This window comes from Gardnerella sp. KA00771 (genome assembly GCF_049244045.1).
Lineage (GTDB): Bacteria > Actinomycetota > Actinomycetes > Actinomycetales > Bifidobacteriaceae > Bifidobacterium > Bifidobacterium swidsinskii.
Genome location: NZ_CP058368.1, coordinates 224,663 through 249,160 on the forward strand (window position 1 = coordinate 224,663; position 24,498 = coordinate 249,160).

The window sequence follows — 24,498 nt, forward strand, 5'->3', positions numbered from 1 at the left end:
AGTCGGCATACGGTTATATCGCATGCCGACTTTTTGTGTCATAGACTTTTCAAAAATGTTCTATAATAGAAAAGTTGCATAAAAGCAGAAAGGAGGGCGTTATGCCATATGTAATCGCAGAGCCTTGCGTTGATGTAAAAGATAAAGCGTGTGTAGATGAATGCCCTGTAGACTGCATTTATGAAGGCGATCGAACGCTTTATATTAACCCAAACGAGTGTGTGGATTGTGGAGCTTGTGAACCGGCTTGCCCAGTAGAAGCTATTTTTTATGAAGATGATTTGCCAGAAGACTGGGAGTGGTATCGCGATGCTGCGGTTGATTATTTCGACAAGCTCGGAGATTTGGGAGGAGCTACAGATGCTGGAGCTTCCGGATGGGATGAAGCTCGCGTTGCAGCCTTGCCTCCGCGTTCAGATAAAGCAAGTAATTAATTATTTGCAAAGTATTATTTAATGTGGCGCGAGTTTACAATCCAATGTGGGCAGCGTTGTTGCCGTATTTTTTGCGAACGGCATCTAAAGCGTGTTCTGCGTGACGCAATCTAGTATTTTTATTCATTGTGGACATGATGTTTTGTGTAGGATTTTTAGATTCGCGAGTATTTTCCTCCAGAATATCGTTTAGAGAAGGCTGAAGTGAAACTTTGTTTGCTGGCACAAGATTATTCGCTGTAACACCAGCTAAACGAACTGGGCTTAAAAGCTTTGTGTTATTGCCTCCAAGAATGTAATTATGCACAGTTGGATTAGCTTTAGAAAGCAAAACAACGACATGCTCGTAAAACTCGTGTGTTGAATCAGTTGCGTTTTGCAAAGTAGAAGATCTAGTAACATAATGCAAGTCGCCAAAGCGTAGTTTTAACGTTATAGTGCGTGCCATAAGTTTTCTGTTTCGCAACTGTTGAGTTACTTCGCTGCAGCATTGCTGTAGTAATTGTTTAACAGCATTCTCGTTCGTGGTATCTGTATCAAGAGTTCGCTCAGTTCCAATGGATTTTTCAGGGGCATGTGCAGTCACAGTGCGCTCGTCTATGCCCCTAACTGATTGATATATCATTCTTGCTAAGATTTGCGAACCCGTTATGCGAGTAAGCGTTGCTTCGTCAACATTTTTAAGCGACGCAACAGTAGATAAGCCCCAATCCTCAAGCTTATGTATTAAAGATGAGCCAATTCCTGGTATTGCGCGCAATGGCATTATTGACACAAAATCTTCATTACATTTTTGCGGAATAAGAAGCATTCCGTTAGGTTTTGCGTTAGTTGAAGCCATCTTTGCAATAAGTTTATTGCTGGCAATGCCAACCGAGCATGTAATATGATACTTTTCAAATACTTCTTTTCGTACCCAAGTTCCAATATTTACAGGCGATTTCCACTGTAATAAAGCCGATTTAACATTCATATAGCATTCGTCAACAGAAACTTTTTCAACTTGATTAGTAATATGCAAAAAAATATTTTCAAAAATACTTTTGGAAACGCTTGAATAGTAAGGAATGTCAACTGGCAAGAAAACTCCTTGTGGACAAAGATTTCTAGCTTTAACAACGGGCATAGCGGAATTAACGCCGTAAGCGCGCGCTTCGTAGCTTGCTGCAGAAACAACAGCGCGATTGCCTGTGCCGATAATAAGCGGCTTTCCTTTAAGCTCCGGGTGTCTTGCAACTTCTAAAGAAGCATAAAATGCATCCATGTCGACATGAAGTATGTTACAACCTGAGGTGTCGTGCCCCCAATCACGTTTCGCTGCTTGTACTCTCGGTGCTGTACTCATAAGTTTATAATAGAACAAACGTTCGATTTTATGGAAAAAATTTGTGGATTAAACTAATGTTTTTGTAAAAAAGCGTATGTCGAATCAATATTCATGTAGGGTTGTTGCTATGAAGCAATTTGTCGTCAATCTTTTACATCGCATGCCTGTGCTGCTTATTATCGTCATTGAGGCTTCAATGGTGTATACAGCAACTTCTGTTGCAAAAGTAGCTTTTAGCCAATTGGATCCTCTGTATGCAGTGTGGTATCGCGTAGGATTTATGACATTGTTGCTTTTGGCTTGGAGAAGACCATTTTCTCGCAGCAAACGTAGTCTTTTGCCAAAAACGCTACGAGAATGGGGGATTGTTGCAGCTGTTGGCGTGTCGTTAGTTGCTATGAACACTATGTTCTATGTTGCTATTAGTTGCATGGCTGTTGGTGTTGCGGTAACTATAGAATTCATAGGTCCCTTGCTTGTAGCTGTTATTACAGGTCATGAATGGCGAGAGCGTGTGGGAATTGTGATTGCTGTTTGTGGCATTATGCTGTTAGCTAGCGCTTCTATACATAGTTCAGTAAGCCCGCATTTTCTAATTGGGTTATTCGCCATTCTTGTTGGCGGTTCAATGTGGGGCCTATATATTGTTTCAGGTCGCATGTTGGCAAAAAGTTCGCACGCTATTGATCGTGTAAGTGTTGCAGCTCTTATTGGTTGGCTGTTGCAATCTGTTGTTCTTGCTGTTCCTGCAGTGCAGCATGTTATTTCGCCTAAACCAGAAGCTACTTGGGCTGCTCGCCCTGGTGGTTCTTTTGCTTTACTTGCGTTAATGTTGGTTATTGCAATATGTGCTTCTTTCTTCCCAACTTTGCTTGATCAGGTTTTATTGAAACGTGTTACTTCTGCAAAATACTCTGTTATGCAAGCGTTGTATCCTGCAATCGCGGTTATTATTGGAATGGGATTTGGTGAAATTCCAACATTGACTGATATTGCAGGAATAATTCTTGTTATGTTTGCTGTAGTTGTAACGTTTTCTGGAGATCACAATCCTGTGTAGCACTGGATATTGTTATATTAAATGTTATCTTAAAGTGTGTCGCCAAGCTTGTTTACAGTCCTTAAGAGGTGCTATAGTGTCAATCTGTTGCTGTTATGTACAGTAAACAAGTGGAGTCATGCCTGAGTGGCCGATAGGGGCACCCTGCTAAGGTGTTAGTCGTGTAAGCGGCTCGAGAGTTCGAATCTCTCTGACTCCGCGGATTACTCCGGATTGCTTTTTGCAGTCCGGAGTTTTTGTTTTTTAAAAATCTCCACATGAAAAAATTGGGTAAGCGGCGGGTAAACGGCAAAAATTTAGGCAAGAGATTTAAGCAAAATTGTGGATTTGTGCATAACTTTTATCCAAATACTACCTTTTAACCACAATACTAAAAAAATATTTACGCAAATCTTTTCTAAAGTCATAGTTGATGTCATGAGCGCTTACTCTAGTGTTCAATGCAAATAGAAAATTATTCTCATAATTCGCTATTGCATTAAGGGTTGGGTTAAAGGAGATTTTTATGGAAACATATTTGGGGAAGCATACTAATTTTAGTTGTGCGAATAAATTGCGAAACCTCATGAAACAAAAAAATATTCGCAAAATGTTGGCATTGTTTACTTCCGCAGTACTAGTTCCTTCGGTGCTTTGTTCGCAAATTGCTATGGGATCTGTCGATAAATTAACGGGTTATTATTACAAAAAGTCGAATACTGTTGAATGGCTAAGCGAAAAGATTGCAAGGCTAAGGCTCGGTCCTGTTACGGATAAGTGGGAGGGTAGAAAGAATTCTATTTTTTGCATGGAATCTTCCGTGTTTATAGATTACAAAGGCAATATTAAGCAGATGAATGGTGAAGATTATCGTATTGCTGCAAATATTATTAAAACGCACAACAACAATGACGATGATTTAACTCAGGCTGCTTTGGCGTTTATGATTCATAATCATTTTGATATTAATCAAGATAGATGGAAGGAGGCTGTTGAAAACGGATTTGTAGACGTTGAAACAGAAACTTTAAGGAATAAGGCAGATAAGTTGTGGCAGCAGGGTGTTAAAGAAACTCCGGTTAAGGCTGTGCTAAAAAATGATTACACTAAGGGCAAGCGCATTGGCGTAATGCATATTAGTCTGCAAAATTCTAATGGAGATTCTTTAGGAGGAGTACCTATTAAAGTAAAATCCTCAAATAATCTTATTAAATTTGCTAACGGATCTGAGTCTTTTGAAGGAAAATCTAAAAAAGAAGGTTTAGATATTACTTGGAACGCACTTGATGCTGGAAACGCTCGAATTGAAGTTTCTTTTAACGCTCCAAAAGCTGAACGTTTATTCTCTCCAGATGGTCAAGATGTGATTAGATCTTTTGAAAATACATGGTATCCGCAAGATTTTTCTTTTGGTGTAGAAAAAACTTTCCAGCCGTTACTTAAGTCGAAAATATCAAAGCATGAGCTGCGTGCAGGAGAGCAGGTAGATAGTACTGTAACTAGCAGTGTTGCAGGAAATGATTCTTGGCCAGAAAATGTTCGTCTTCGCGCGCAAGGCTACTATTTTGTAGGTTCAGCTGAAGATATTTTGCATATTCAACAGCGAAATAGTGGTGAATCTGCTAAAGAGTACTTGAATCGCATGCGTTCTATGCCTAATTTGCGCCAAGTTGCTGCGGCTAAAGCTAATTTCTCTAATTCTGGCGAAACTATAACTGCAGTAGCAAAACGCGCTAATGGCGATATTACATCATCTGATCTTGATAAAGCAGAAGCTTATAAAGTAAATGATTTAGAAGCAGGTTTGTTTGGCACATGGGTTTGGATTATTTCTCGCGATTCTCAGAATAAATCTGACCGAGAGTTTCTGAAAGATGATGTTGTGCAGCTATTTGGTTCTACAGACACTACGGCTGTTCATCAAGCAACCGTGAGCTCAGATATTGTTGCTAAGCAGCAAACTGTTGGGCTTAATACGGAAATTGTTAATGAGATTACTGTAAGAGGTCTTCCTGAAACTTACGGATCTTTTAAGGGAAATAACAGTTACGGCTTTAATGAAGATAAAAAAGCGCATATTCGCGTTTGGTGGGCTGGTGCAGGTAGCGAAAATCCTACTAAAAAAGACAACGAAAATTATATGCCGGGATCTAAAGGCGAGCCGTCTTATCAAGAGCCAAAAGAAGATAGTCATCATCGTTTGATTGCAAAGTGGGATGTTCCTGCAGTTAATGGCGTGTACAAGATTGGCAACGGAAATATTACGCTTAGACCTATTGCTGGAACTGATAGGTCTACTACTGAGCCGAAAGTTTTGGAAAATAACGTGCATATTCGCGCTAATAAAAATAGTGAGTCAGGATGGTATGTGTTTGTTTATGATTTTCCTGGTTCTTCACGCGCTTTAGCTCATAAATCCGCGTATGACGGATTGTGGAGCCGTGCCTTAGTTGAACCGGATGTTTTAACTACCCCTGTATCTGTTACAACTAGAGTAAGCGATGAAAAAGTTAAGGCTGGTGAAAAGTTTCACGATAATGCTCGTATTACTGGCACGTTGCCAAAAGGAAGTTACGTAGTGTTTAGTGCATACGAGTATGAAGATGGTAAGGGGAATAAGAGTGATTCTAGTGGAGCTAAATGTAGCGATGCTAAGAATGGTGATGCTAAGAAGGGCAGTGATTCTGAAACTAAGGAGATTAAGGAAGCTAAGGAAGCTAAGGAAACTAAAGAGACTAAGGAAACTGTAATATCTGCTGAAATTGAGAAAAAAATGCCTCAATCTCGCGTAAATATTACAAATAAACAAGCTGAAGAAAGTAAAAAGTCTTCTATTTCTGTAAGTTCTGCAGATATTACATTAGATCATGAAGGAACTGTTTATTGGAAAGCTGAAGTTTACGATGCTCAGGGTAATCCTTTAGCAACTCACGCATTGGGTGTAGAAGGAGAGACTGTGCAAGTTTCCGGCGGCGAGGATCGTTCTAAGAATGATGAAAATGAGGAGAATAATAAAGAAAACAAAGAAAATGTAGAAGAAAATCATAGTAAAACTGGCAGTGATGAAACGGCTAGCAGTGATGATTCAACTGATTCGAAAAATGATGTGAATGATAATGCTTCCAATCAACACGACAGCACAAATAGCAACGAAAATGCTAATAAGAATTATGTTAATCGAAGTAATACAATTCCAACATCGCTTGCTGTTACTGGTGCTTCTTCAGTAACTGTGATACTTCTGGCTGTTATTACGTTAACCTTTGCTTCAGGTTTATCGTTAGGTCGTTTTTCATCTATAGTTCCTAAGCATGGGAGAATGTCTGGTGGAGCGCGACATGGCGGGATTCCTCCAATGAGGCGTCGGTTAGTGAAATAGCGCATTTTTAATGTAGAATATTTGGCGCGTTAGTCTATTGAGATTTTTTTGAAGTAGATTAACGCGTCATTTTGCAATAAATAATACGATGATGCATAATATAGATACAACGATTTATTGTATTAATTTATATATGATGTTATAACCTTTATGTGGTTGTGTAATTGATAAATCGGAGTAACGATGAAGAATTATGATATTGATAAAGAAAAACTGATAGTACGCATGCATCGAGTACAAGGTCAGCTTGCAGCAGTCAATACTATGATTGAAAACGATGCGAAGTGTCAAGATGTTCTTATGCAGCTTTCTGCTGCAACTGCTGCTTTACATTCTTTAGCAGTGATAGTGGCAAGGGAACATGTCAATAAAGAAATACATGAATCTGTAAAAATTGGTACCGAAGAAGGTGCCGATGCAGCAATGGAAGATATTTCTGGTATCATTGACAGGTTATTGCGTTACGAAAAAGCGTAGTATTGGGTAGTATCTAGTGACTAATTCGCATAATATTCTGCACACTGTTCGTCAATTGCAATCGCAGCCTTTCGAGGCTTCTTTCGTAGAGAAAAAATCAGAGTTTATTGGATGCATTTGTCATATTGATAATCTTGACGATGCTGCGGAATTTATGCAATCAGTGCGTTTTAAGAATCCTAAAGCTCGCCATGTTGCGTATGCTGCAATTTGTGGCTCGTCGAAAGCTCAATTGTGTGAGCGCATGAGTGACGATGGTGAGCCAACTGGAACAGCAGGAAAACCAATATTAGATGTACTTAGATCGTCAAATTTAACAGATTGTGTAGTAACAGTAACGCGATATTTTGGTGGTATTTTGCTTGGAGCTGGTGGTCTAACCAGAGCTTATGCGCGTGCAGCAAGTATGGCAGTAGAATCTGCGCAAATAGTTGATATTATTACGTGCACTCGTTTTACTTGCAAGTTGCAATATCAACAATTGCGAATGTTGCAGCATATTGTAAGCCAAATGGAAGGTATAATTGACAACGAAATTTATGGTGCTGAAATTTCTCTTAATATTGCTATTCCAACTTTAAAATCACAAGAATTTCTTGATATGGTTCAGAATGCTTTTTCTGGAAGCGTTGTGCCGAAAGCAGATGGTACTCTAAGTAATAAGCTGATAGATACTAAGCGTTAAAGGTGATTTCATGGAAAAGACTAATGAAAAAACAAACACTATTGACGATTCATCTTATGAACCTTTAACTGCTGTATATGAGCATTTACGACATAGCGAAGATTCAGCTGAGCTTCATGAATTTGCTAGGAGAGAATTACCGGATCGATCAGACCAAGCGGCATTTTCTAGAGCCACCTCCTTGCTTGAAGCAGTTGCAGGTAATATCAATACTCCAGAAGAAGACCGTATTTATTTAGCTACAGAAATGCCTTTCCCAAACATATTAGTGAAACTTTCTGAAGATTCTGCTGATAAAGTACGTTTGGCTGTTGCTGAAAATAAAAATGCTAAAAATTGGTTAGTTGGAAGACTTACTAAAGATTCATGTAACGCAGTTCGAAATGCTGCATTATGCAATCCAAAAGCTTCTTGGAAAATGCGTTTAGAGGGTGCGCAATCGGATGGCATAAGTGCTGAAACATTGAAATATCTCGCCTCCCTTGGTGTTAGTGCAGAAGAAAACGCTCCAATTGTATTAGCTTCCATGGTACGAAGAGCTGTTGCGCTAAATCCTGGTGTTCCACAAAATGTGCTGCAAGAACTATGCAACGATAAATCTGAAGATGTATCATCAGCGGCGCGCAGTCGTTGCTAACGCGAATAATGGAGCGTATGGATAATACAACAGATGAAGAAGTAGCAATGAAGCCATTACACCGTCTTGCTGAATTAATGGGCGTTGGCGTGAGTTTTATTGGTTCGGATAATCAAAAACACGAGATTCAAGATAACGTATTAGTTTCTGTCTTAGGCGCATTAGGCGTAGATGCTTCCACAAATGAGACAATAGAAAGATCTACAAACGACGTTTTAGCGTATCGACACGGTCGTATTGTTGCTCCAACAGTTTTGCACACTGTTGGCAAATGTGATGAAGTTACAGTTAATACGGGAATATTAGAATACCCAGTTGCAACATTGACATTGGAAAATGGTGAACAATATAAAGGCGATTTAACTATTGTTCCTAACGAAAATGATGTTGCATACCCTGTAAATGGAAAATTTGTTGCAACATCTCTTATAAAAATTCCTGAAGATGTGCCAATGGGTTATCACACATTGCGTGTGATAGTTGGTGAGAGACAAGAAGAAGCAACACTTATTAGTGCTCCAGAAAGCATTGATACGCTGAATTCCTTAGAGTCCAATGGAGAACAGCTTTGGGGATGGATGGCACAACTTTACTCAATCCGTTCTTCGAAGTCTTGGGGTGTTGGTGATTTTGCTGATTTGGCGACTCTTCTTACTGAAGCTAAGCAAAAAACTGGCGCTGACTTTGTGTTAATAAACCCAATGCATGCAGGTGAGCCTATAACTCCGCTTACTCCATCCCCATACCTGCCGGTTGCTCGAGGAATGGTAAACGTAACGTATATTAGCCCAGAAAGTATTCCTGAGTACGAAACGTTAAATGATAAAACTCGCAAAGAAATTGAAAAGCTTCATGGACAGGTTGAGCCGCTTAACAATGACGCGCAAATAATAGACCGTGATTCCATGTGGCGTGTAAAAATGCGTGCATTGTGGCTGATTTTCAAGGCTGGTATGTCTGAAGATCGCGCTCGCATTTTTAATGAGTTTAAGCATGAGATGGGTGACAGGCTTGAATCTTATGCCACTTGGTGCTTGTGCTACGACAAGTGGGGTGTTCCAAAGGGTGACGATTGCTGGGAGAAAACTCTTACTAAGGATTCTGAGCAAGTTCGCGAATTAGCTAATCGTTTCCCAGATACTCTTGAGTTTTATCGTTGGCTTGAGTGGGTTGCTTTTACGCAATTGCATGATGCTCAAGTTGCTGCACGTAAAGCTGGTATGAAAATCGGCATTATGTCTGATATGGCTGTTGGCGTGCATCCTGCAGGATCTGAAGTTTGGTGGAATCCGGAGAGATTTGCTAACGGAGCTACTGTTGGCGCTCCACCTGATTACTTCAATCAGCAAGGTCAAGATTGGTCTCAGCCACCTTTGCACCCATTTGAGCTTGAGCGGACTGGTTTTAAAACATACCGAGATATGGTTCATGGAATGTTTGCTTCAGCAGGTGCTGTTCGCATTGACCATATTCTTGGACTTTTCCGCTTATGGTGGATTCCAGAAGGTTCAGCTCCAAGTGGCGGTGCTTATGTTTACTACGATGCTGATATTATGCTTGGCATTTTGGCAATTGAAGCCGCTCGTGCTCACGGTGTAGTTGTTGGCGAAGATTTGGGTGTTTTGCCCGCAAATGCTTTGGAAGTGTTGCGCAAGAAGGCTGTGCTTGGTTGCACGGTTGAATGGTTCGAAGAGCGTGACGGCGAATTCCGTACTCCAGACAAGTGGCGCGAAATGACGCTTGCATCTGTAAATACGCATGATTTGCCTCCTGCTGCCGGCTATTTGCGCTATGAGCAAGTTAATATTCGTGAGCGCTTGCACTTGCTTACTGGTTCTGTTGAAGAATTCCGCGCTGGAGCTGAGGCAGAGCATCGCGCTATGATGCGAATGTTGGTCAAAGGTGGTTATTTGGATGCTCAGTTGCTTGAGGATGAGGATGCTCATACTCAGGAGATTGTTGAAGCATTGTACCGCGCTTTGAAGGCTGCTCCTTCCAGATTGTTGGCTGCTTCTTTGGTCGATGCAGTTGGAGAGTGTCGTGTGCAAAATCAGCCTGGAACGAATGACGAGTATCCGAATTGGCGTATTCCATTAGCTGATGGTGAAGGCAATCCTGTGTCCTTGGATAATATGTTTGATTTGCCTCGAGTGCAGTCGCTTTCTGCGATTATGAATGCATAACATTTTGTGATTTATTTTGTTTGACAATTTGTTTAGCAATTTGTTTTGTATTCGTCTCAGCCTTATATAAAATATACATTTGCAAGTAGTCGCCACTTGGCGATATACTTGCAGATTGTTGTGTTTCCCTAAGGGGTCCTTCAAAGCGCTTTTCCCACTCGCCATCGAGGACTTTCAGGGAGCCCACGGATTATGAGTAAAATATTTTCTATAAACCAAGAAGATATACGCTCGAAACACAATAGAGAAAAGGTACGATTGTGAAGACTTTCACACCGAAACCAGCAGATTTAACTCATGACTGGTACATCATCGATGCCACTGACGTGGTACTTGGTCGTTTGGCCTCTCAGGTAGCAATCTTGCTGCGTGGTAAGAATAAGCCAACGTTTGCTCCTCATGCTGATTCTGGCAATCACGTTATTATTATTAACGCTGAAAAGATTGCTTTGACTGGCAACAAGTTGAGCAAGGAACTGTATTCCCACTCTGGTCGTCCGGGCGGCCTTCGTCGTGATAGCTATGCAGAGCTTTTGGAAAGGAATCCAAAGCGTATTATCATGGCTGCCGTTAAGGGTATGCTTCCAAAGAATCGTCTTGCTAAGGTGCAGCTTGACCGTCTTCGTGTGTTCACCGGAGCTGAGCATCCGCACACTTCGCAGAAGCCACAGGTCTTCGAGATCGCTCAGGTCTCTCAGCAGGCTAAGTGAGATCAAGGAGAATAGATATGGCAGAAAATAACAACTCCGCGGTTCTTGAGAACGAAGAAGAACTGACTAGCTACACCACTGAAACCAATGCTGGTGCAGGTACTGGTACTTCCACCATCGAGCCAGGCTACGGCACTGGTCGTCGTAAGGAAGCTGTTGCCCGCGTGCGCTTGGTTCCTGGCTCCGGCAAGTGGACTATCAATGGTCGCACTTTGGAGGAGTACTTCCCATCTCGTTTGTTGCAGCGCGAAGTGAATTCACCAATCGTGTTGCTCAAGCTTGAAGGCAAGTTTGATGTTGTAGTCCTCGTTGACGGTGGTGGTACCACTGGTCAAGCTGGTGCTATTCGTTTGGGTGTTGCTCGTGCATTGAATGCTATCGATCGCGATGCAAACCGTGTTGCTTTGAAGAAGGCTGGCTTCTTGACTCGTGACGCTCGCGTTGTGGAACGCAAGAAGGCTGGTTTGCACAAGGCACGTCGTGCACCTCAGTTCTCGAAGCGTTAAGTTTCGCGAATTTATATTTACAAATGGCTCCTGGTTTTGCTGGGAGCCATTTTTGTATTTTTTATTATTTATTAAATTTGTTGAGTAAATGTTATAAATAGTGTGTAATTATCTGTCAAAATTGACATTCTAGAAAAATTTATCTATTAATCGAACATAAATCATTACAAAAAAGAACAAATAACGAACAATAGAGGATAAAGCTCGCTCATAAATAGCGCAACTCGCTTCAAAGATGCGAAAGTACAGCAAAGAGACTAAATTGTGACTTGTATCACATATTTAGCGGTGAATACTAAATTAGTTTGTTCATAAGTCTATTGATACCGCTGGTGGAACTATCGAGGAGGATACTCATGGTTGAGGCACAACACCAAGCCGAAACTGGCAAAACTGCTAGTGCTGATGACATTGCGTTAGCTGCTCAAAATGAAGTTGATAAACTTGTTGAAAAAGCAACTGTCGCTTTGAATGAGTTTGAGAAGCTTAATCAGCAGCAAATTGATCATATTGTTGCTAAAGCTTCAGTGGCAGCGTTGAATAAACATTTGGTTCTTGCAAAGATGGCTGTTGATGAAACAGGTCGTGGTTTAGTAGAAGATAAAGCTACAAAAAATATCTTTGCATGCGAACATATTACGCATTATCTAGCAGGTCAAAAAACAGTTGGTATTATTCGCGAGGACGATGTTCTCGGAATTGACGAAATAGCTGAACCGGTTGGTATTGTTGCAGGCGTCACTCCAGTTACAAACCCAACTTCTACAGCTATTTTTAAGTCGCTTATTGCACTTAAGACTCGTTGCCCAATTATTTTTGGATTCCATCCTTTCGCGCAAAAGTGCTCTTCTGAAGCAGCTCGAATTGTTCGCGATGCTGCTGTGGCTGCAGGCGCGCCAAAAGATTGCATTCAGTGGATTGAGCATCCTTCAATTGAAGCTACTGGTGCATTGATGAAACATCCAAAGATCGCAACTATTCTTGCAACAGGCGGTCCTGGAATGGTTAAGGCGGCGTATTCTTCAGGAAAACCTGCTCTTGGTGTTGGTGCTGGAAATGCTCCTGCATATGTCGATAGTGATGTTGATATTGTGCGTGCTGCAAACGATTTGATTCTTTCAAAGCATTTTGATTACGGAATGATTTGTGCAACAGAGCAAGCAATTATTGCGCATAAGGATGTATATGAGCCATTGCTTCGCGAATTGAAGCGCAGGAAAGCATATTTTGTTAACGCTGACGAAAAAGCTAAACTTGAACAATATATGTTTGGATGCACTGCATATTCTGGAAATACGCCAAAACTTAATTCTGTTGTTCCTGGTAAGTCTCCGCAATATATTGCGCACGAAGCTGGATTTGAAATTCCAGAAGATGCTGTGATTTTGGTTGCAGAGTGCAAAGAAGTTGGCGAAATGGAGCCGCTTACTATGGAAAAGCTCGCTCCTGTACACGCAATGCTTCGCGCAGAAAATAAGGAACAAGGCTTCAAGATGTGTGAACAGATGCTTGTGCATGGAGCTGGTCACACTGCTGTAATTCACACAAATAATCAAGATCTTGTGCGCGAATATGGTGTTCGTATGCATGCTTGCAGAATTGTTTGGAATTCTCCTGGATCTCTTGGTGGCGTTGGAGACATTTACAACGCGATTGCTCCTTCGCTTACTCTTGGATGCGGATCTTATGGTGGAAATTCCGTTTCTGGCAACGTACAAGCTATAAATCTTCTTAATATTAAGCGTATTGCACGAAGGAATAATAATATGCAATGGTTCAAGATTCCGGCTAAAACTTATTTTGAGCCGAATGCTATTCGTTATTTGAGGGATATGTATGGCGTTGAGCGCGCAGTTATTGTGTGCGATAAAGTTATGGAGCAGCTTGGCGTAGTCGATAAGATTGTTGATCAGCTTCGTGCTCGAGATAATCGCGTTAGCTTCCGTATTATTGATTATGTTGAGCCTGAGCCAAGCGTTGAAACAGTTGAGCGTGGCGCAGCAATGATGCGTGACGAATTCCAGCCAGACACAATTATTGCTGTTGGTGGCGGTTCTCCAATGGATGCTTCTAAGATTATGTGGCTTATGTACGAGCATCCGGAGATTTCTTTCGCTGATTTGCGAGAAAAGTTCTTCGATATTCGTAAGCGCGCATTTAAGATTCCGCCTCTTGGTAGCAAAGCTAAGCTTATTTGCATACCAACTTCTTCCGGAACTGGTTCTGAAGTTACGCCTTACGCTGTTATTACAGATCACAAGACTGGATACAAGTATCCTATTACGGATTACGCTTTGACTCCAACGGTCGCAATAGTCGATCCTGTTTTGGCTCGTACTCAGCCGCGTCGATTGGCGTGCGATTCTGGTTTTGATGCTTTAACTCATGCTATGGAAGCTTATGTTTCTGTTTACGCAAATGATTTTACGGATGCTATGGCTTTGCACGCTTCGAAACTTATTTGGGAAAATCTCAACGATTCTGTGAATTGTGAAGATTCTCAGCGCAAGATTGAAGCAAAAGAAAAAATGCATAATGCAGCTACTATGGCTGGAATGGCGTTTGGTTCTGCATTCTTAGGAATGTGCCACGCTATGGCTCATACTATTGGTGCTTTGTGCCACGTTGTACACGGTCATACGAACGCAATTTTGCTGCCTTACGTTATTCGCTATAACGGTCAAATTCCGCAAGAGCCAACTAGCTGGCCAAAGTACAACCGCTATATTGCTCTTGAGAGGTATCAGGAGATCGCTAAGAATCTTGGTGTAGATCCTGGTAAAACTCCTGAAGAAGGCGTTGAAAATCTTGCTCGTGCTGTTGAAGAGTATCGAAATGAAAAGCTTGGAATGGACGCTTCGTTTAAGGCTTGTGGCGTAGACGAAGCGTACTACTGGTCGATACTTGACAATATTGGCATGCGTGCTTACGAAGATCAGTGTGCGCCTGCAAATCCTCGTATTCCGCAAATTGAGGATATGAAGGATATTGCTATTGCTGCATATTATGGTGTTTCTCAAGGAGAAGGCCATCGCATGCGCTTGGAGCGTGAAGCGGCGTAATTATTTGCATATCTAGTTAATAATGGCAGAAGCTCAACTAATTGTAGTTTCTGCCATTTTTTGTTGGAAAATAGCCGACACGCCCGGTTTTTAATAATCGAAGGTTGATGGTTTAATTACTTAGTTGCCTGTTTTAAGGCTCGCATATTGTAATTAAAAAAAGCGAGCGCGGAAGCAAAAACTTTGAATCGAAATCTTTTTGTATGAATAGGTTTTTGATGCCGCGCACTGATGTGGAATTACCCTAGGGGTTTATTCTCGCCGGTGCCCTTGAATTCAGGTTGGTAAACAGTAAACGAATCGCTAGAAAGGGCGGACGGCAATGGCGGGACAGAAAATCCGCATCAGGCTTAAGTCCTATGACCATGAGGTCATCGACCAATCGGCGAAGAAAATCGTCGAGACGGTGACGAACGCGGGCGCCACAGTAGTGGGTCCGGTTCCTCTGCCGACCGAGAAGAACGTGTTTGTTGTTATCCGTTCTCCTCATAAATACAAGGATTCTCGCGAGCATTTCGAGATGCGCACTCATAAGCGTCTCATTGACATCGTAGATCCAACGCCAAAGGCTGTGGATTCTTTGATGCACATTGACCTGCCTGCGGATGTAAACATCGAGATCAAGCTGTAGGAAGGGGGAGAAAGTAATGTCGCAGAATAAGAATCGCACTGCATTGCTCGGCCGCAAGCTGGGTATGTCGCAGGTTTGGGATGAAAACGGCTTCTTCGTCCCCGTAACTCTGGTTGAAGTTGCTACTAACGTAGTTACCGCTGTAAAGACTGTAGAGTCTGACGGTTATTGCGCAGTACAGCTCGGTTACGGCCAGATTGATCCTACCAAGGTGACTAAGCCATTGGCTGGTCATTTTGCAAAGGCTGGTGTAACTCCTCGTCGTCACCTCGCTGAGGTGCGCACCGAGAACGCGGCAGATTATCAGCCAGGTCAGGAATTGACTGCTGAATTGTTCGCTGAGGGTTCTGAAGTAGATGTCACTGGCACTACCAAGGGTAAGGGTTTTGCTGGCACTATCAAGCGTTGGGGCTTCAAGTCCTATCGTCGTACTCACGGCTCGCACAAGAACGAACGTCGCCCAGGTTCTGTGGGCGCTTGCGCAACTCCAAGCCGCATTTTGAAGGGCAAGCGTATGGCTGGTCGCATGGGTCATGTGACTTCCACCGCGCTTAACCTCACCATCGTTTCTTCGGATGTCGAGAACGGCATTCTCGCTATTAAGGGCGCTGTTCCAGGTCCTAAGGGCGCAATCGTTCTCGTCCGTTCGGCAGTGAAGGGAGCCTGATAATTATGGCAAACGTAACTCTGAACGTCACTGATACTAAGGGCAATGCAAACGGAACCGTTGAAGCTCCTGCTGAAATTTTCGGCATCTCCAACGAAGACGTTTTAGCTCACGGTCCACTGGTTCATCAGGTCGTAATCGCTCAGCTTGCTGCTGCTCGTCAGGGCACCCATGCTGTGAAGAATCGTGCTAATGTTTCCGGCGGAGGTAAGAAGCCATGGAAGCAGAAGGGCACCGGTCGTGCTCGCCAGGGTTCCATTCGTGCTCCTCAGTGGGTACATGGTGGCGTTGTTCACGGTCCAGTTCCTCGTAAGTACGATCAGCGCACCCCGAAGAAGATGAAGGCAGCTGCTCTTCGCTACGTTCTTTCGGATCGTGCAAATGCTGGACGTATTGCTGTAGTTGACTTTGGTATTAAGGATGTTCCATCCACCAAGACAGCTGTTGCAGCACTTACTCCTGTGACCAATAACCAATTCACTACTGTTGTTCTTTCTCGTGAGAACATCAATGAGTGGATGTCTGTACGCAACATTCCAACTGTTCACGTGATCTTCGCTGATCAGCTCAACACTTACGATGTTGTTACAGCTCAGTACGTCGTCTTCTCCAAGGAAGGCTTCGAAGCCTTCGTTGCTGCTAAGACCGAGCCTGTCGTTAAGGAGGCCTGATTTAAATGGTCGCAGTCCATAACCCAGCACATGACGTAATTCTTAAGCCAGTTGTTTCTGAAAAAAGTTACGCAGCTTCTGATCGTGGTCAGTACACTTTCGTAGTGGCTCCAGATGCTAACAAGGTTCAGATCAAGCAGGCTATCGAAGAAATCTTCAAGGTCAAGGTGACAAACGTTAACACTTTGAACCGCGCTGGCAAGTTGAAGCGCTCTCGCACCGGTTTCGGCCGTCGTGTGAACCAGAAGCGTGCTATTGTCACCGTGGCTGAAGGTCAAACGATTGACATCTTTGGTAACTGAAGGCTAGCCGAGAAAAGTAAAGGAATACTATATTATGGCTATCCGCGTTTATAAGCCGACGACTGCAGGCCGTCGCAACGCTTCGGTTTCGGATTTTGCCGAGATCACGCGTTCTACGCCTGAAAAGTCGCTGGTACGCAAACTCAGCAAGACTGGTGGTCGTAACTCTTACGGCCGCATGACTTCTCGCCATCGCGGCGGTGGTCACAAGCGTCAGTATCGTCTCATCGACTTCAAGCGTTGGGACAAGGATGGCGTGCCAGCAAAGGTCGCTCATATTGAGTATGACCCTAACCGTTCCGCTCGCATCGCTTTGTTGCATTACGCAGACGGTGAGAAGCGTTACATTATCGCTCCTGAAGGCGTTGCCCAGGGTGATGTTATTGAGACCGGCGCTCAGGCTGATATTAAGCCAGGCAACAACCTGCCTCTGAAGAATATCCCAACTGGTACCGTGGTTCACGCAATTGAGCTTCGTCCACTTGGTGGTGCGAAGATTGCTCGTTCCGCTGGTGCTGCTGTTCAGCTCGTCGCTAAGGATGGTGCTTATGCGCAGTTGCGTATGCCATCTGGCGAAATTCGTAACGTGGACGCTCGTTGCCGCGCTACTGTTGGCGAAGTAGGTAATTCCGATCACGCCAATATCGAGCTTGGTAAGGCAGGTCGCGCACGTTGGCTTGGTCGTAGACCAATCACCCGAGGCGAATCCATGAACCCTGTGGACCATCCACATGGTGGTCGCACCCGTGGTGGTAAGCCACCAGTTTCTCCATGGGGCAAGGGCGAGGTTCGTACACGTCGTCCAAAGAAGGCTTCGAACAAGATGATTGTTCGTCGTCGCCCGAATGGTAAGAACCGCAAGTAAGGGAGTGTCGAATAGATGACTCGTAGCATCAAGAAGGGCCCTTTCGTCGACGCCCACTTGCAGAAGAAAGTCGACGAGCAAAACGACAAGGGTACGCACAATGTCATTAAGACTTGGTCGCGTCGTTCGATGATCACTCCTGATTTCATTGGACACACCTTTGCCGTACATGATGGCCGCAAGCATGTGCCGGTATTCGTTACCGAAGCCATGGTTGGTCATAAGCTCGGTGAGTTCGCCCCGACCAAGACCTTTAAGGGTCATGTGAAGGACGACAAAAAGGCACGCCGCTAAAGGAGAGTTAGGACACATGGAAGCTAAAGCAATTGCTCGTCACGTTCGCGTGACGCCGCGCAAGGCTCGCCGCATGGTCGACCTCATCCGAGGCAAGCGTGCAAGCGAAGCTATTACCATTTTGAAGTTTGCTCCTCAGGACGCATCATTGCCGGTGCGCAAGGTTCTTGAAAGCGCGATTGCTAACGCTCGCGTTAAGGCTGAAAAAGCCGGTGAACCATTCCGTGAGCAGGACTTGGTCATCAAGGAAACCTATGTGGACGAGGGTGTAACGCTTAAGCGTTTCCGTGCTCGTGCACAGGGTCGCGCTGCGCGCATTAACAAGCGCACAAGCCATATCACTGTTATCGTCTCGCTTAAGGAAGGAGCCCGCTAAAGATGGGTCAGAAGATCAATCCTTTCGGCTATCGCCTGGGCATCACCGAGAATCATCGCTCTAAGTGGTTCTCTGACTCCAACAAAGCTGGCGAGCGTTATCGTGACTTCGTCCTTGAGGATGACAAGATTCGCAAGGAAATGAGCCATGACCTCGAGCGTGCTGGCGTATCTCGTATCGTTATCGAGCGCACTCGTGATCGCGTTCGTGTAGATATTCACACTGCTCGTCCGGGTATTATCATCGGTCGTCGTGGCGCTGAAGCTGAGCGCGTTCGCGCAAAGCTCGAGAAGCTCACAGGCAAGCAAGTACAGCTCAACATCTTCGAAGTGAAGAACGCTGCACTTGACGCTCAGTTGGTTGCTCAGGGAATTGCGGAGCAGTTGACAAACCGTGTTACATTCCGTCGTGCTATGCGTAAGGCACAGCAAGATGCAATGCGTGCAGGTGCCAAGGGTATCCGTATCAAGCTCTCCGGTCGCCTTGGTGGTGCCGAAATGAGCCGCTCTGAGTTCTATCGCGAGGGTCGCGTTCCACTGCAGACCCTTCGTGCCTTGATTGATTACGGCTTCTTTGAAGCTAAGACCACATACGGTCGTATCGGCGTAAAGGTCTGGATCTACAAGGGTGATATGACCGAGCGTGAGTTCGAAGAGCAGCAGGCTCAGCAGGGTAAGCGTGAAGGTCGTCGTGGTGGCGATCGTCGTCCACGTCGTGGCGCACGTCCTGCTAACCAGCAGAAGGCTGCTGAAGCACAGGCTGAAAAGCCAGCTGAAGCTGCAGCTGCTGAAGCTCCTGCCGCAACGGAAACGAAGGAGTGAGCAGATGCTTATCCCAAAGAGGACTAAATATCGTAAGCAGCACCGTCCTACCCGTAGCGGCATGTCTAAGGGTGGCACCGAGATCGCTTTCGGCGATTTTGGTATTCAGGCGCTGGCTCCGGCTTACATCACTAACCGACAGATCGAGGCAGCTCGTATCGCAATGACTCGCTACATTAAGCGTGGCGGTCGTGTGTGGATTACGATCTTCCCAGATCGTCCATTAACCAAGCACCCGCTTGGTGCGCGAATGGGTTCCGGTAAGGGTGCTCCAGAATTCTGGATTGCCAACATCCACCCAGGACGCGTAATGTTCGAGATCGGTGGTGTTTCTGAGGACATCGCTCGCGAGGCTTTGCGCCGCGCTATCGATAAGCTCCCAATGAAATGCCGTGTTATTGCGCGTGAAGGCGGTGACATCTGATGCCAGTCGGAACTGCAGACTACACCATCAAGAATTTGAACGAGAAGACAAATGCTGAGATCGAAGGCTTCTTGAAGAAGTCTAAGGAAGAGCTATTTAACTTGCGCTTCCAGGCAGCAACTGGTCAACTCGAAAACAGCGCTCGCCTCAAGGCGGTCAAGCACGACATTGCCAGGATGTATACTATCCTGCGTGAGCGTGAACTCGGCATCAGCCAAGAGCCTGGCGCCACTGAGGTCAAGGAGAAGTAAGCATGGCTGAGAACCAAGAGCGCAACTTCCGCAAGGTTCGTCGCGGCTACGTCGTGTCCGAGGCCATGGACAAGACAATCGCCGTTGAGCTGGAGCAGCGTTCGACACACCCGCTTTACGGTAAAGTCGTTCGCTCCACCCGCAAGGTCAAAGCCCATGATGAACACAATGAGGCACATATTGGCGACCTCGTGAGTATTATGGAAACTCGGCCACTGAGCAAGACCAAGCGTTGGCGTCTCGACTCGATTATCGAGCGCGCCAAGTAAACAAGTTCGGCAAGGCTCCGCGCTTCACCTGTGTCTGCTAATGTGTAGACACAGGTGAGTGGGGAGAACCAGCTCGGCTAAGGAGAATCAATGATTCAGCAGGAAACGCGGCTTCATGTCGCCGACAACACGGGTGCTAAGGAGTTACTTGCCATCCGCGTGCTCGGTGGATCGAAGCGACGCTATGCCGGCATCGGCGACATCATCGTCGCCTCCGTCAAGGACGCGATCCCTGGCGGGTCGGTCAAGAAAGGCGACGTAGTTAAGGCTGTCGTCGTCCGTACTGTCAAGGAACATCGCCGTGTCGATGGTTCCTATATTAAGTTCGATGAGAACGCCGCCGTAATTCTCGGCTCCGGTCGTGAACCAAAAGGCACTCGTATCTTCGGACCAGTCGGTCGTGAATTGCGTGATCAGCGCTTCATGAAGATTGTGTCCCTTGCTCCGGAGGTGATCTGATATGGTAGCCAAGATTAAGTCCGGCGACCAGGTGAAGGTCATTCGCGGCAAGGATCGCGGTAAGGAAGGCAAAGTAGTTCGTGTACTAGCCGATGACCGTTTGATTGTAGAAGGCGTTCAGATCGTTAAGAAGCACGTTCGCGCCACCCAGCAGGGTCAGCAGGCGGGCATTGTCTCGGTTGAGGCTCCAATCCATCGCTCTAATGTGATGGTTATTGATCCAGAGACCAAGCAGCCTACACGCGTTGGCGTGATTGTTAAGCAAGAGGCTCGTGACGGCAAGGTTAAGACCGTGCGCGTGCGTGTCGCCAAGAAGTCCGGAAAGGAGCTGGCATGACCGATACTACAGTTGAGTTGCCGGCAACTCCGCGCTTAAAGCAACAATACAAGGATGAAATCGTACCAGCCTTGGAGAAAGAATTCGGCCACACTAATCCTATGCAGGTGGCTCGCGTGCAGAAGGTTGTCGTCTCTATGGGTGTCGGCGCTGCAGCTCGTGATTCTAAGCTCATTGAAGGTGCGATTAAGGATCTCACTTTGATTGCCGGCCAGAAGCCAAAGGTAACTAAGGCAAAGAAGTCTGTCGCTCAGTTCCATTTGCGCGAAGGTCAGGCTATCGGTGCTTACGTAACTCTTCGTGGCGATCGTATGTGGGAATTCTTGGATCGTTTGCTCACTCTGGCTTTGCCTCGTATCCGCGATTTCCGTGGTATCAATGGCAACCAGTTTGACGGTCAGGGTAATTACAACTTTGGTCTTACGGAACAGTCTATGTTCCATGAGATTGATCCTGACTCGATTGATCATCAGCGTGGTATGGACATCACCGTGGTGACTACCACCAAGGACGATGTGGAGGCCAAGTCTTTGCTTAAGCACCTCGGTTTCCCATTCAAGGAGAACTGAAATGGCAAAAACCGCTCTGAAAAACAAGGCGGCCGCCAAGCCGAAGTTCAAGGTACGCGCTTATACGCGTTGCCAGGTTTGTGGTCGTCCTCACTCCGTGTATCGCAAGTTCGGTCTGTGCCGCATCTGCCTTCGTGAGAAGGCTCATCGCGGTGAGTTGCCGGGTGTTACGAAGTCCAGTTGGTAAATATCGACGCTGAAGGTCCACTGCTTGAAGACAAAGTTCTCATATAGAGGCGGTGGAAACCACGGCGAGAAAGGGCGTTAGCCCACATGACAATGACAGATCCAATCGCAGACATGTTGACACGTCTGCGTAATGCGAGCGCGGCAAAGCACGATACCGTGGAAATGCCGTACTCCAAATTCAAGGCGAATATCGCCGAGATTCTGAAGCACGAAGGCTATATTAAGGACTTCGCTGCTAAGGAAGCTAAGGTTGGACAGACGTTGGAAATTACGTTGAAGTATGGCTCCAATGGCCAGCGTTCTATCCAAGGCATCAAGCGCATTTCTAAGCCAGGCTTGCGTCGTTACGCAAAGTCTGATGCTTTGCCAATGCCTCTTGGTGGTCTCGGTATTGCTATTATCTCGACCAGCTCGGGATTGTTGACTCAGAAGGAATGCCTCGATCGAGGCATTGGCGGCGAAATCGTCGCCTACGTATGGTGAGAAAGGAGAGCTGAAGATGGCATCGCATATTGGTAAGCTCCCCGTCGACATTCCTGCAGGCGTGGAAGTAAAGATTGAAGGTCAGTCCTTCAGCGTCAAAGGCGCTAAGGGTTCTGATTCTTATGAAATTCCAGAGGGAATCACCGCAGCAGTCGCTGACAATCAGATTGTTCTGACTCCAGTTGACGATTTGCGTCCAACTCGTGCAAAGCATGGTTTGGCTCGCGCAATTGTTGCTTCTATGGTGAAGGGTGTACATGAAGGCTACACCAAGACTTTGGATATTGTCGGTACCGGTTATCGTGCAGTGATGAAGGGCAAGGGCATTGAGTTCTCGCTCGGTTATTCTCACACTATTACCGTTCAACCACCGGCAGGTATTGAGTTCGAGTTGCCAAATCCTAACCAGGTAATCGTAAAGGGCACCGATAAGCAGACTGTTGGTCAGGTTGCTGCTAACATTCGTAAGCTTCGTGCTCCAGAACCTTACAAGGGTAAGGGTATTAAGTACACCGATGAACGTATCCTGCGCAAGGCTGGAAAGGCTGGTAAGTGATATGAGCGTTAAGATTTTCGGTAAGGGTACCAAAGTCGCACGTTTGCGTCGTCACGCCCGTCTTCGTAAGCACATTGCCGGCACATCTGAACGTCCTCGTTTAGTTGTTTCCCGTTCTAACCGTCATATGGTTGCTCAGATTGTGGATGATACCAAGGGAATTACTTTGGTAAGTGCTTCCACTTTGACTGCTGACTTCGCTGGTTTCACTGGCACGAAGACTGAAGCTGCAACCAAGGTTGGCGAATTAGTAGCGGCTAAGGCGAAGGAAGCGGGTATCACCGCTGTAGTCTTCGACCGTGGCGGTAACAAATATCATGGTCGCGTCGCAGCAGTGGCTGAAGGCGCCCGTCAGGGAGGTCTGGCACTGTGAGCGACAACGAAAAGGAAACCCAAGTGGCTGAAGAAACTCAGAACACTCAGGCATCCGCTGAGGAGCGTAACGATGATCGTCGTTCTCGCCGTAACAAGGGCGAGGGTAAACGCGGCGAACGTCGTAATCGTCGTGAAGAAAACCGTGGCGAAGAGCTTCTGGATCGCGTAGTTACTATTAACCGTGTTTCCAAGACCCACAAGGGTGGTCGTACCTTTAGCTTTGCAGCACTTGTTGTTGTTGGCGACGGTAAGGGCACTGTTGGTGTTGGTTACGGCAAGTCTCGCGAAGTTCCAGCTGCTATTGCTAAGGGTCAGCTTGACGCTAAGAAGCATATGTTCACTGTTCCACGCATTCGTGGCACCGTCACTCATCCAGTGCTCGGTCACGATGCTGCTGGTACTGTGTTGCTCCGTCCAGCTGCTCCAGGTACTGGTGTAATTGCTGGTGGTGCTGTACGCGCTGTTATGGAATGCGCCGGCATCACGGACATCCTCACCAAGTCCATGGGCTCTGCAACTGCTGTAAACGTAGTGCGTGCTACTGTGGACGCTTTGAAGAAGCTCGAAGAGCCAGAAGAGATTTCTGCTCGTCGTGGTCTTTCTCTTGAGGAAGTCGCTCCTGATGCTTTGCTCCGTGAGCGTGCTGCTGGCATTGCCGAAGCTCGCAAGGCTCGCGAAGAAGCTCAGGCCGCCAAGGCATCTGAAGCAAAGGATGGTGAGTGATGTCAAATTTGAAGATCACTCTGGTGCATGGTTTAGTTCATACAACTGAGCGCCAGCGCGCGAATGTTCATACGCTCGGCCTTCATAAGATTGGTCACAGCGTAGTTCGCGAGGACACCCCCGTCAATCGTGGCTTGGTTATGGCCGTTCGTCACTTGGTGAGCGTCGAGGAGGTCGACTGATTATGGCTAACGAAGAACCAATGCTGCATATGCACACGTTGCGTCCAGCTCCAGGAGCTAAGAAGGATCGCATCCGTGTAGGTCGTGGTGAAGGCTCTAAGGGTAAGACCTCAGGTCGTGGTGATAAGGGCACCAAGAAGCGTTATCAGGTTCGTCCTGGCTTCGAAGGTGGTCAGCTCCCACTGTACATGCGCTTGCCTAAGTTGCGTGGCTTCAAGAGTCCTTTCAAGAAGGAATTCCAAGTCGTCAACGTTGCAGATCTTGCTGACCTTTTCCCAAAGGGTGGCGAGGTTACTGTAGCTGACCTTATTACTAAGGGCGCTGTACGTGATGGCTATCCTGTAAAGGTTCTTGGCGATGGTGAATTGACTGTTGCTTTGACTCTTAAGGGTATGAAGGCTTCTGCTTCTGCTAAGGCAAAGGTTGAGGCTGCCGGCGGCTCCATCAGCGAAGAGTAGTTAAAGGCTACTTAAAGCTTGATGCAGTTATAAATCTGTGATAGTCCCTCTAGCATTGTCTAGAGGGACTATTTTTATCACCAAAACTCACCAATAACCTATTTCAGTAGGTACCGTGGGTTAAACTATCGTCTCAGAGTTTGTTTTTTGCACTGTT

Annotated in this window: 32 protein-coding genes and 1 tRNA gene; 32 read left to right on the top strand and 1 reads right to left on the bottom strand. The window is 45.6% G+C overall.

The window, feature by feature from the left end; genetic code table 11:
* Window positions 1–101 precede the first annotated feature (101 nt).
* Window positions 102–434 carry a ferredoxin gene (gene fdxA, locus HXT57_RS01020; RefSeq protein WP_004109733.1) on the top strand — a complete coding sequence of 111 codons (333 nt, stop codon included), beginning with the start codon at window positions 102–104 and terminating at the stop codon, window positions 432–434.
* A 34-nt stretch (window positions 435–468) separates the two neighbouring features.
* On the opposite strand, the gene dinB is transcribed toward fdxA, so the two are convergent.
* Window positions 469–1,779 carry a DNA polymerase IV gene (dinB, locus tag HXT57_RS01025; RefSeq protein ID WP_064621618.1) on the bottom strand — a complete coding sequence of 437 codons (1,311 nt, stop codon included), beginning with the start codon at window positions 1,777–1,779 and terminating at the stop codon, window positions 469–471.
* 109 nt (window positions 1,780–1,888) lie between these two features.
* Here dinB and HXT57_RS01030 point away from each other — a divergent pair, with 109 nt between their 5' ends.
* The 31 genes from HXT57_RS01030 (at window position 1,889) to rplO (ending at window position 24,341) form a co-directional block, all read left to right on the top strand.
* Window positions 1,889–2,821, top strand: coding sequence for an EamA family transporter (locus HXT57_RS01030; protein ID WP_004105538.1), 933 nt, complete (start codon window positions 1,889–1,891; stop codon window positions 2,819–2,821).
* A 112-nt stretch (window positions 2,822–2,933) separates the two neighbouring features.
* Window positions 2,934–3,020, top strand: a tRNA-Ser gene (locus tag HXT57_RS01035).
* 306 nt (window positions 3,021–3,326) lie between these two features.
* Entirely contained in the window at window positions 3,327–6,179 is a 2,853-nt protein-coding gene (locus HXT57_RS01040) for a peptidase (protein ID WP_102703341.1), read from the top strand.
* Between the two features lie 183 nt (window positions 6,180–6,362).
* Entirely contained in the window at window positions 6,363–6,656 is a 294-nt protein-coding gene (locus HXT57_RS01045) for a metal-sensitive transcriptional regulator (protein WP_004109707.1), read from the top strand.
* Window positions 6,657–6,672: 16 nt separating this feature from the next.
* Entirely contained in the window at window positions 6,673–7,341 is a 669-nt protein-coding gene (locus HXT57_RS01050) for a YigZ family protein (protein WP_103013790.1), read from the top strand.
* Window positions 7,342–7,351: 10 nt separating this feature from the next.
* The gene (locus tag HXT57_RS01055) at window positions 7,352–7,978 is read left to right on the top strand and encodes a hypothetical protein (RefSeq protein ID WP_004109701.1); all 627 of its coding nucleotides are present in this window, start codon (window positions 7,352–7,354) and stop codon (window positions 7,976–7,978) included.
* Window positions 7,979–7,986: 8 nt separating this feature from the next.
* Window positions 7,987–10,161 carry a 4-alpha-glucanotransferase gene (malQ, locus tag HXT57_RS01060; RefSeq protein WP_102703343.1) on the top strand — a complete coding sequence of 725 codons (2,175 nt, stop codon included), beginning with the start codon at window positions 7,987–7,989 and terminating at the stop codon, window positions 10,159–10,161.
* A gap of 260 nt (window positions 10,162–10,421) precedes the next feature.
* The gene (gene rplM / locus HXT57_RS01065) at window positions 10,422–10,871 is read left to right on the top strand and encodes a 50S ribosomal protein L13 (protein ID WP_012913824.1); all 450 of its coding nucleotides are present in this window, start codon (window positions 10,422–10,424) and stop codon (window positions 10,869–10,871) included.
* Between the two features lie 17 nt (window positions 10,872–10,888).
* Window positions 10,889–11,377 (top strand): 30S ribosomal protein S9, encoded by a 489-nt coding sequence (rpsI, locus tag HXT57_RS01070; protein WP_116773822.1) that lies wholly within the window; start codon window positions 10,889–10,891, stop codon window positions 11,375–11,377.
* A 356-nt stretch (window positions 11,378–11,733) separates the two neighbouring features.
* Window positions 11,734–14,439, top strand: a complete 2,706-nt coding sequence (gene adhE, locus HXT57_RS01075) for a bifunctional acetaldehyde-CoA/alcohol dehydrogenase (protein ID WP_421783606.1) — start codon at window positions 11,734–11,736, stop codon at window positions 14,437–14,439.
* A 322-nt stretch (window positions 14,440–14,761) separates the two neighbouring features.
* On the top strand, window positions 14,762–15,070 hold the full coding sequence (gene rpsJ, locus HXT57_RS01080) for a 30S ribosomal protein S10 (RefSeq protein ID WP_003808013.1): 309 nt from the start codon (window positions 14,762–14,764) through the stop codon (window positions 15,068–15,070).
* A gap of 16 nt (window positions 15,071–15,086) precedes the next feature.
* Window positions 15,087–15,737 (top strand): 50S ribosomal protein L3, encoded by a 651-nt coding sequence (gene rplC / locus HXT57_RS01085; protein WP_004105519.1) that lies wholly within the window; start codon window positions 15,087–15,089, stop codon window positions 15,735–15,737.
* A gap of 5 nt (window positions 15,738–15,742) precedes the next feature.
* The gene (gene rplD / locus HXT57_RS01090; RefSeq protein WP_012913826.1) at window positions 15,743–16,408 is read left to right on the top strand and encodes a 50S ribosomal protein L4; all 666 of its coding nucleotides are present in this window, start codon (window positions 15,743–15,745) and stop codon (window positions 16,406–16,408) included.
* A 5-nt stretch (window positions 16,409–16,413) separates the two neighbouring features.
* The gene (gene rplW / locus HXT57_RS01095; protein ID WP_004105515.1) at window positions 16,414–16,710 is read left to right on the top strand and encodes a 50S ribosomal protein L23; all 297 of its coding nucleotides are present in this window, start codon (window positions 16,414–16,416) and stop codon (window positions 16,708–16,710) included.
* Window positions 16,711–16,744: 34 nt separating this feature from the next.
* Window positions 16,745–17,575: a 50S ribosomal protein L2 gene (gene rplB, locus HXT57_RS01100; RefSeq protein WP_004574091.1), complete on the top strand. Its 831-nt coding sequence runs from the start codon at window positions 16,745–16,747 to the stop codon at window positions 17,573–17,575.
* Between the two features lie 15 nt (window positions 17,576–17,590).
* Window positions 17,591–17,869, top strand: coding sequence for a 30S ribosomal protein S19 (gene rpsS / locus HXT57_RS01105; protein ID WP_004114357.1), 279 nt, complete (start codon window positions 17,591–17,593; stop codon window positions 17,867–17,869).
* A gap of 16 nt (window positions 17,870–17,885) precedes the next feature.
* Complete coding sequence (gene rplV, locus HXT57_RS01110; RefSeq protein WP_004105510.1) at window positions 17,886–18,245, top strand: 50S ribosomal protein L22; 360 nt, start codon at window positions 17,886–17,888, stop codon at window positions 18,243–18,245.
* 2 nt (window positions 18,246–18,247) lie between these two features.
* Window positions 18,248–19,066 carry a 30S ribosomal protein S3 gene (gene rpsC, locus HXT57_RS01115; RefSeq protein WP_004574090.1) on the top strand — a complete coding sequence of 273 codons (819 nt, stop codon included), beginning with the start codon at window positions 18,248–18,250 and terminating at the stop codon, window positions 19,064–19,066.
* Window positions 19,067–19,070: 4 nt separating this feature from the next.
* Window positions 19,071–19,490, top strand: coding sequence for a 50S ribosomal protein L16 (gene rplP, locus HXT57_RS01120; protein WP_004109684.1), 420 nt, complete (start codon window positions 19,071–19,073; stop codon window positions 19,488–19,490).
* Window positions 19,490–19,741 (top strand): 50S ribosomal protein L29, encoded by a 252-nt coding sequence (rpmC, locus tag HXT57_RS01125; RefSeq protein WP_004105502.1) that lies wholly within the window; start codon window positions 19,490–19,492, stop codon window positions 19,739–19,741. Before rplP ends, rpmC begins: the two co-directional genes overlap by 1 nt.
* Before the next feature lie 2 nt (window positions 19,742–19,743).
* Window positions 19,744–20,010, top strand: a complete 267-nt coding sequence (gene rpsQ, locus HXT57_RS01130) for a 30S ribosomal protein S17 (RefSeq protein ID WP_004114365.1) — start codon at window positions 19,744–19,746, stop codon at window positions 20,008–20,010.
* 90 nt (window positions 20,011–20,100) lie between these two features.
* The gene (rplN, locus tag HXT57_RS01135; protein WP_004574089.1) at window positions 20,101–20,469 is read left to right on the top strand and encodes a 50S ribosomal protein L14; all 369 of its coding nucleotides are present in this window, start codon (window positions 20,101–20,103) and stop codon (window positions 20,467–20,469) included.
* Window position 20,470: 1 nt separating this feature from the next.
* Window positions 20,471–20,806, top strand: a complete 336-nt coding sequence (gene rplX / locus HXT57_RS01140) for a 50S ribosomal protein L24 (protein ID WP_012913827.1) — start codon at window positions 20,471–20,473, stop codon at window positions 20,804–20,806.
* On the top strand, window positions 20,803–21,375 hold the full coding sequence (gene rplE, locus HXT57_RS01145; RefSeq protein ID WP_004109679.1) for a 50S ribosomal protein L5: 573 nt from the start codon (window positions 20,803–20,805) through the stop codon (window positions 21,373–21,375). Before rplX ends, rplE begins: the two co-directional genes overlap by 4 nt.
* 1 nt (window position 21,376) lies before the next feature.
* Window positions 21,377–21,562: a type Z 30S ribosomal protein S14 gene (locus tag HXT57_RS01150; protein ID WP_003808046.1), complete on the top strand. Its 186-nt coding sequence runs from the start codon at window positions 21,377–21,379 to the stop codon at window positions 21,560–21,562.
* Window positions 21,563–21,648: 86 nt separating this feature from the next.
* Window positions 21,649–22,047, top strand: coding sequence for a 30S ribosomal protein S8 (gene rpsH / locus HXT57_RS01155; protein ID WP_004105495.1), 399 nt, complete (start codon window positions 21,649–21,651; stop codon window positions 22,045–22,047).
* A gap of 16 nt (window positions 22,048–22,063) precedes the next feature.
* Window positions 22,064–22,603, top strand: coding sequence for a 50S ribosomal protein L6 (gene rplF / locus HXT57_RS01160; RefSeq protein WP_004109673.1), 540 nt, complete (start codon window positions 22,064–22,066; stop codon window positions 22,601–22,603).
* A 1-nt stretch (window position 22,604) separates the two neighbouring features.
* Window positions 22,605–22,976 carry a 50S ribosomal protein L18 gene (rplR, locus tag HXT57_RS01165; protein ID WP_004109670.1) on the top strand — a complete coding sequence of 124 codons (372 nt, stop codon included), beginning with the start codon at window positions 22,605–22,607 and terminating at the stop codon, window positions 22,974–22,976.
* Entirely contained in the window at window positions 22,973–23,701 is a 729-nt protein-coding gene (rpsE, locus tag HXT57_RS01170; protein ID WP_004574087.1) for a 30S ribosomal protein S5, read from the top strand. The genes rplR and rpsE overlap by 4 nt, the downstream gene beginning before the upstream one ends.
* Window positions 23,701–23,883, top strand: coding sequence for a 50S ribosomal protein L30 (gene rpmD / locus HXT57_RS01175; RefSeq protein ID WP_004105491.1), 183 nt, complete (start codon window positions 23,701–23,703; stop codon window positions 23,881–23,883). The genes rpsE and rpmD overlap by 1 nt, the downstream gene beginning before the upstream one ends.
* A gap of 2 nt (window positions 23,884–23,885) precedes the next feature.
* On the top strand, window positions 23,886–24,341 hold the full coding sequence (rplO, locus tag HXT57_RS01180; protein ID WP_004109667.1) for a 50S ribosomal protein L15: 456 nt from the start codon (window positions 23,886–23,888) through the stop codon (window positions 24,339–24,341).
* The last annotated feature ends 157 nt before the right edge of the window (window positions 24,342–24,498 follow it).

Excerpts from the sequence above, each read along its gene's own strand:
- rplE (WP_004109679.1), top strand. The coding sequence starts at position 20,803 with ATGACCGATACTACAGTTGAGTTGCCGGCAACTCCGCGCTTAAAGCAA.
- rpsJ (WP_003808013.1), top strand. The coding sequence starts at position 14,762 with ATGGCGGGACAGAAAATCCGCATCAGGCTTAAGTCCTATGACCATGAG.
- rplD (WP_012913826.1), top strand. The coding sequence starts at position 15,743 with ATGGCAAACGTAACTCTGAACGTCACTGATACTAAGGGCAATGCAAAC.
- HXT57_RS01040 (WP_102703341.1), top strand. The coding sequence starts at position 3,327 with ATGGAAACATATTTGGGGAAGCATACTAATTTTAGTTGTGCGAATAAA.
- rplC (WP_004105519.1), top strand. The coding sequence starts at position 15,087 with ATGTCGCAGAATAAGAATCGCACTGCATTGCTCGGCCGCAAGCTGGGT.
- rpmD (WP_004105491.1), top strand. The coding sequence starts at position 23,701 with ATGTCAAATTTGAAGATCACTCTGGTGCATGGTTTAGTTCATACAACT.
- rpsI (WP_116773822.1), top strand. The coding sequence starts at position 10,889 with ATGGCAGAAAATAACAACTCCGCGGTTCTTGAGAACGAAGAAGAACTG.
- HXT57_RS01055 (WP_004109701.1), top strand. The coding sequence starts at position 7,352 with ATGGAAAAGACTAATGAAAAAACAAACACTATTGACGATTCATCTTAT.
- rplX (WP_012913827.1), top strand. The coding sequence starts at position 20,471 with ATGGTAGCCAAGATTAAGTCCGGCGACCAGGTGAAGGTCATTCGCGGC.
- HXT57_RS01045 (WP_004109707.1), top strand. The coding sequence starts at position 6,363 with ATGAAGAATTATGATATTGATAAAGAAAAACTGATAGTACGCATGCAT.
- adhE (WP_421783606.1), top strand. The coding sequence starts at position 11,734 with ATGGTTGAGGCACAACACCAAGCCGAAACTGGCAAAACTGCTAGTGCT.
- rplP (WP_004109684.1), top strand. The coding sequence starts at position 19,071 with ATGCTTATCCCAAAGAGGACTAAATATCGTAAGCAGCACCGTCCTACC.
- rpmC (WP_004105502.1), top strand. The coding sequence starts at position 19,490 with ATGCCAGTCGGAACTGCAGACTACACCATCAAGAATTTGAACGAGAAG.
- rpsC (WP_004574090.1), top strand. The coding sequence starts at position 18,248 with ATGGGTCAGAAGATCAATCCTTTCGGCTATCGCCTGGGCATCACCGAG.
- HXT57_RS01030 (WP_004105538.1), top strand. The coding sequence starts at position 1,889 with ATGAAGCAATTTGTCGTCAATCTTTTACATCGCATGCCTGTGCTGCTT.
- malQ (WP_102703343.1), top strand. The coding sequence starts at position 7,987 with ATGGAGCGTATGGATAATACAACAGATGAAGAAGTAGCAATGAAGCCA.
- rplO (WP_004109667.1), top strand. The coding sequence starts at position 23,886 with ATGGCTAACGAAGAACCAATGCTGCATATGCACACGTTGCGTCCAGCT.
- rpsQ (WP_004114365.1), top strand. The coding sequence starts at position 19,744 with ATGGCTGAGAACCAAGAGCGCAACTTCCGCAAGGTTCGTCGCGGCTAC.
- rpsH (WP_004105495.1), top strand. The coding sequence starts at position 21,649 with ATGACAATGACAGATCCAATCGCAGACATGTTGACACGTCTGCGTAAT.
- HXT57_RS01150 (WP_003808046.1), top strand. The coding sequence starts at position 21,377 with ATGGCAAAAACCGCTCTGAAAAACAAGGCGGCCGCCAAGCCGAAGTTC.
- rplB (WP_004574091.1), top strand. The coding sequence starts at position 16,745 with ATGGCTATCCGCGTTTATAAGCCGACGACTGCAGGCCGTCGCAACGCT.
- dinB (WP_064621618.1), bottom strand. The coding sequence starts at position 1,779 with ATGAGTACAGCACCGAGAGTACAAGCAGCGAAACGTGATTGGGGGCAC.
- rplN (WP_004574089.1), top strand. The coding sequence starts at position 20,101 with ATGATTCAGCAGGAAACGCGGCTTCATGTCGCCGACAACACGGGTGCT.
- rpsS (WP_004114357.1), top strand. The coding sequence starts at position 17,591 with ATGACTCGTAGCATCAAGAAGGGCCCTTTCGTCGACGCCCACTTGCAG.
- rplW (WP_004105515.1), top strand. The coding sequence starts at position 16,414 with ATGGTCGCAGTCCATAACCCAGCACATGACGTAATTCTTAAGCCAGTT.
- rplV (WP_004105510.1), top strand. The coding sequence starts at position 17,886 with ATGGAAGCTAAAGCAATTGCTCGTCACGTTCGCGTGACGCCGCGCAAG.
- rplF (WP_004109673.1), top strand. The coding sequence starts at position 22,064 with ATGGCATCGCATATTGGTAAGCTCCCCGTCGACATTCCTGCAGGCGTG.
- fdxA (WP_004109733.1), top strand. The coding sequence starts at position 102 with ATGCCATATGTAATCGCAGAGCCTTGCGTTGATGTAAAAGATAAAGCG.
- rplR (WP_004109670.1), top strand. The coding sequence starts at position 22,605 with ATGAGCGTTAAGATTTTCGGTAAGGGTACCAAAGTCGCACGTTTGCGT.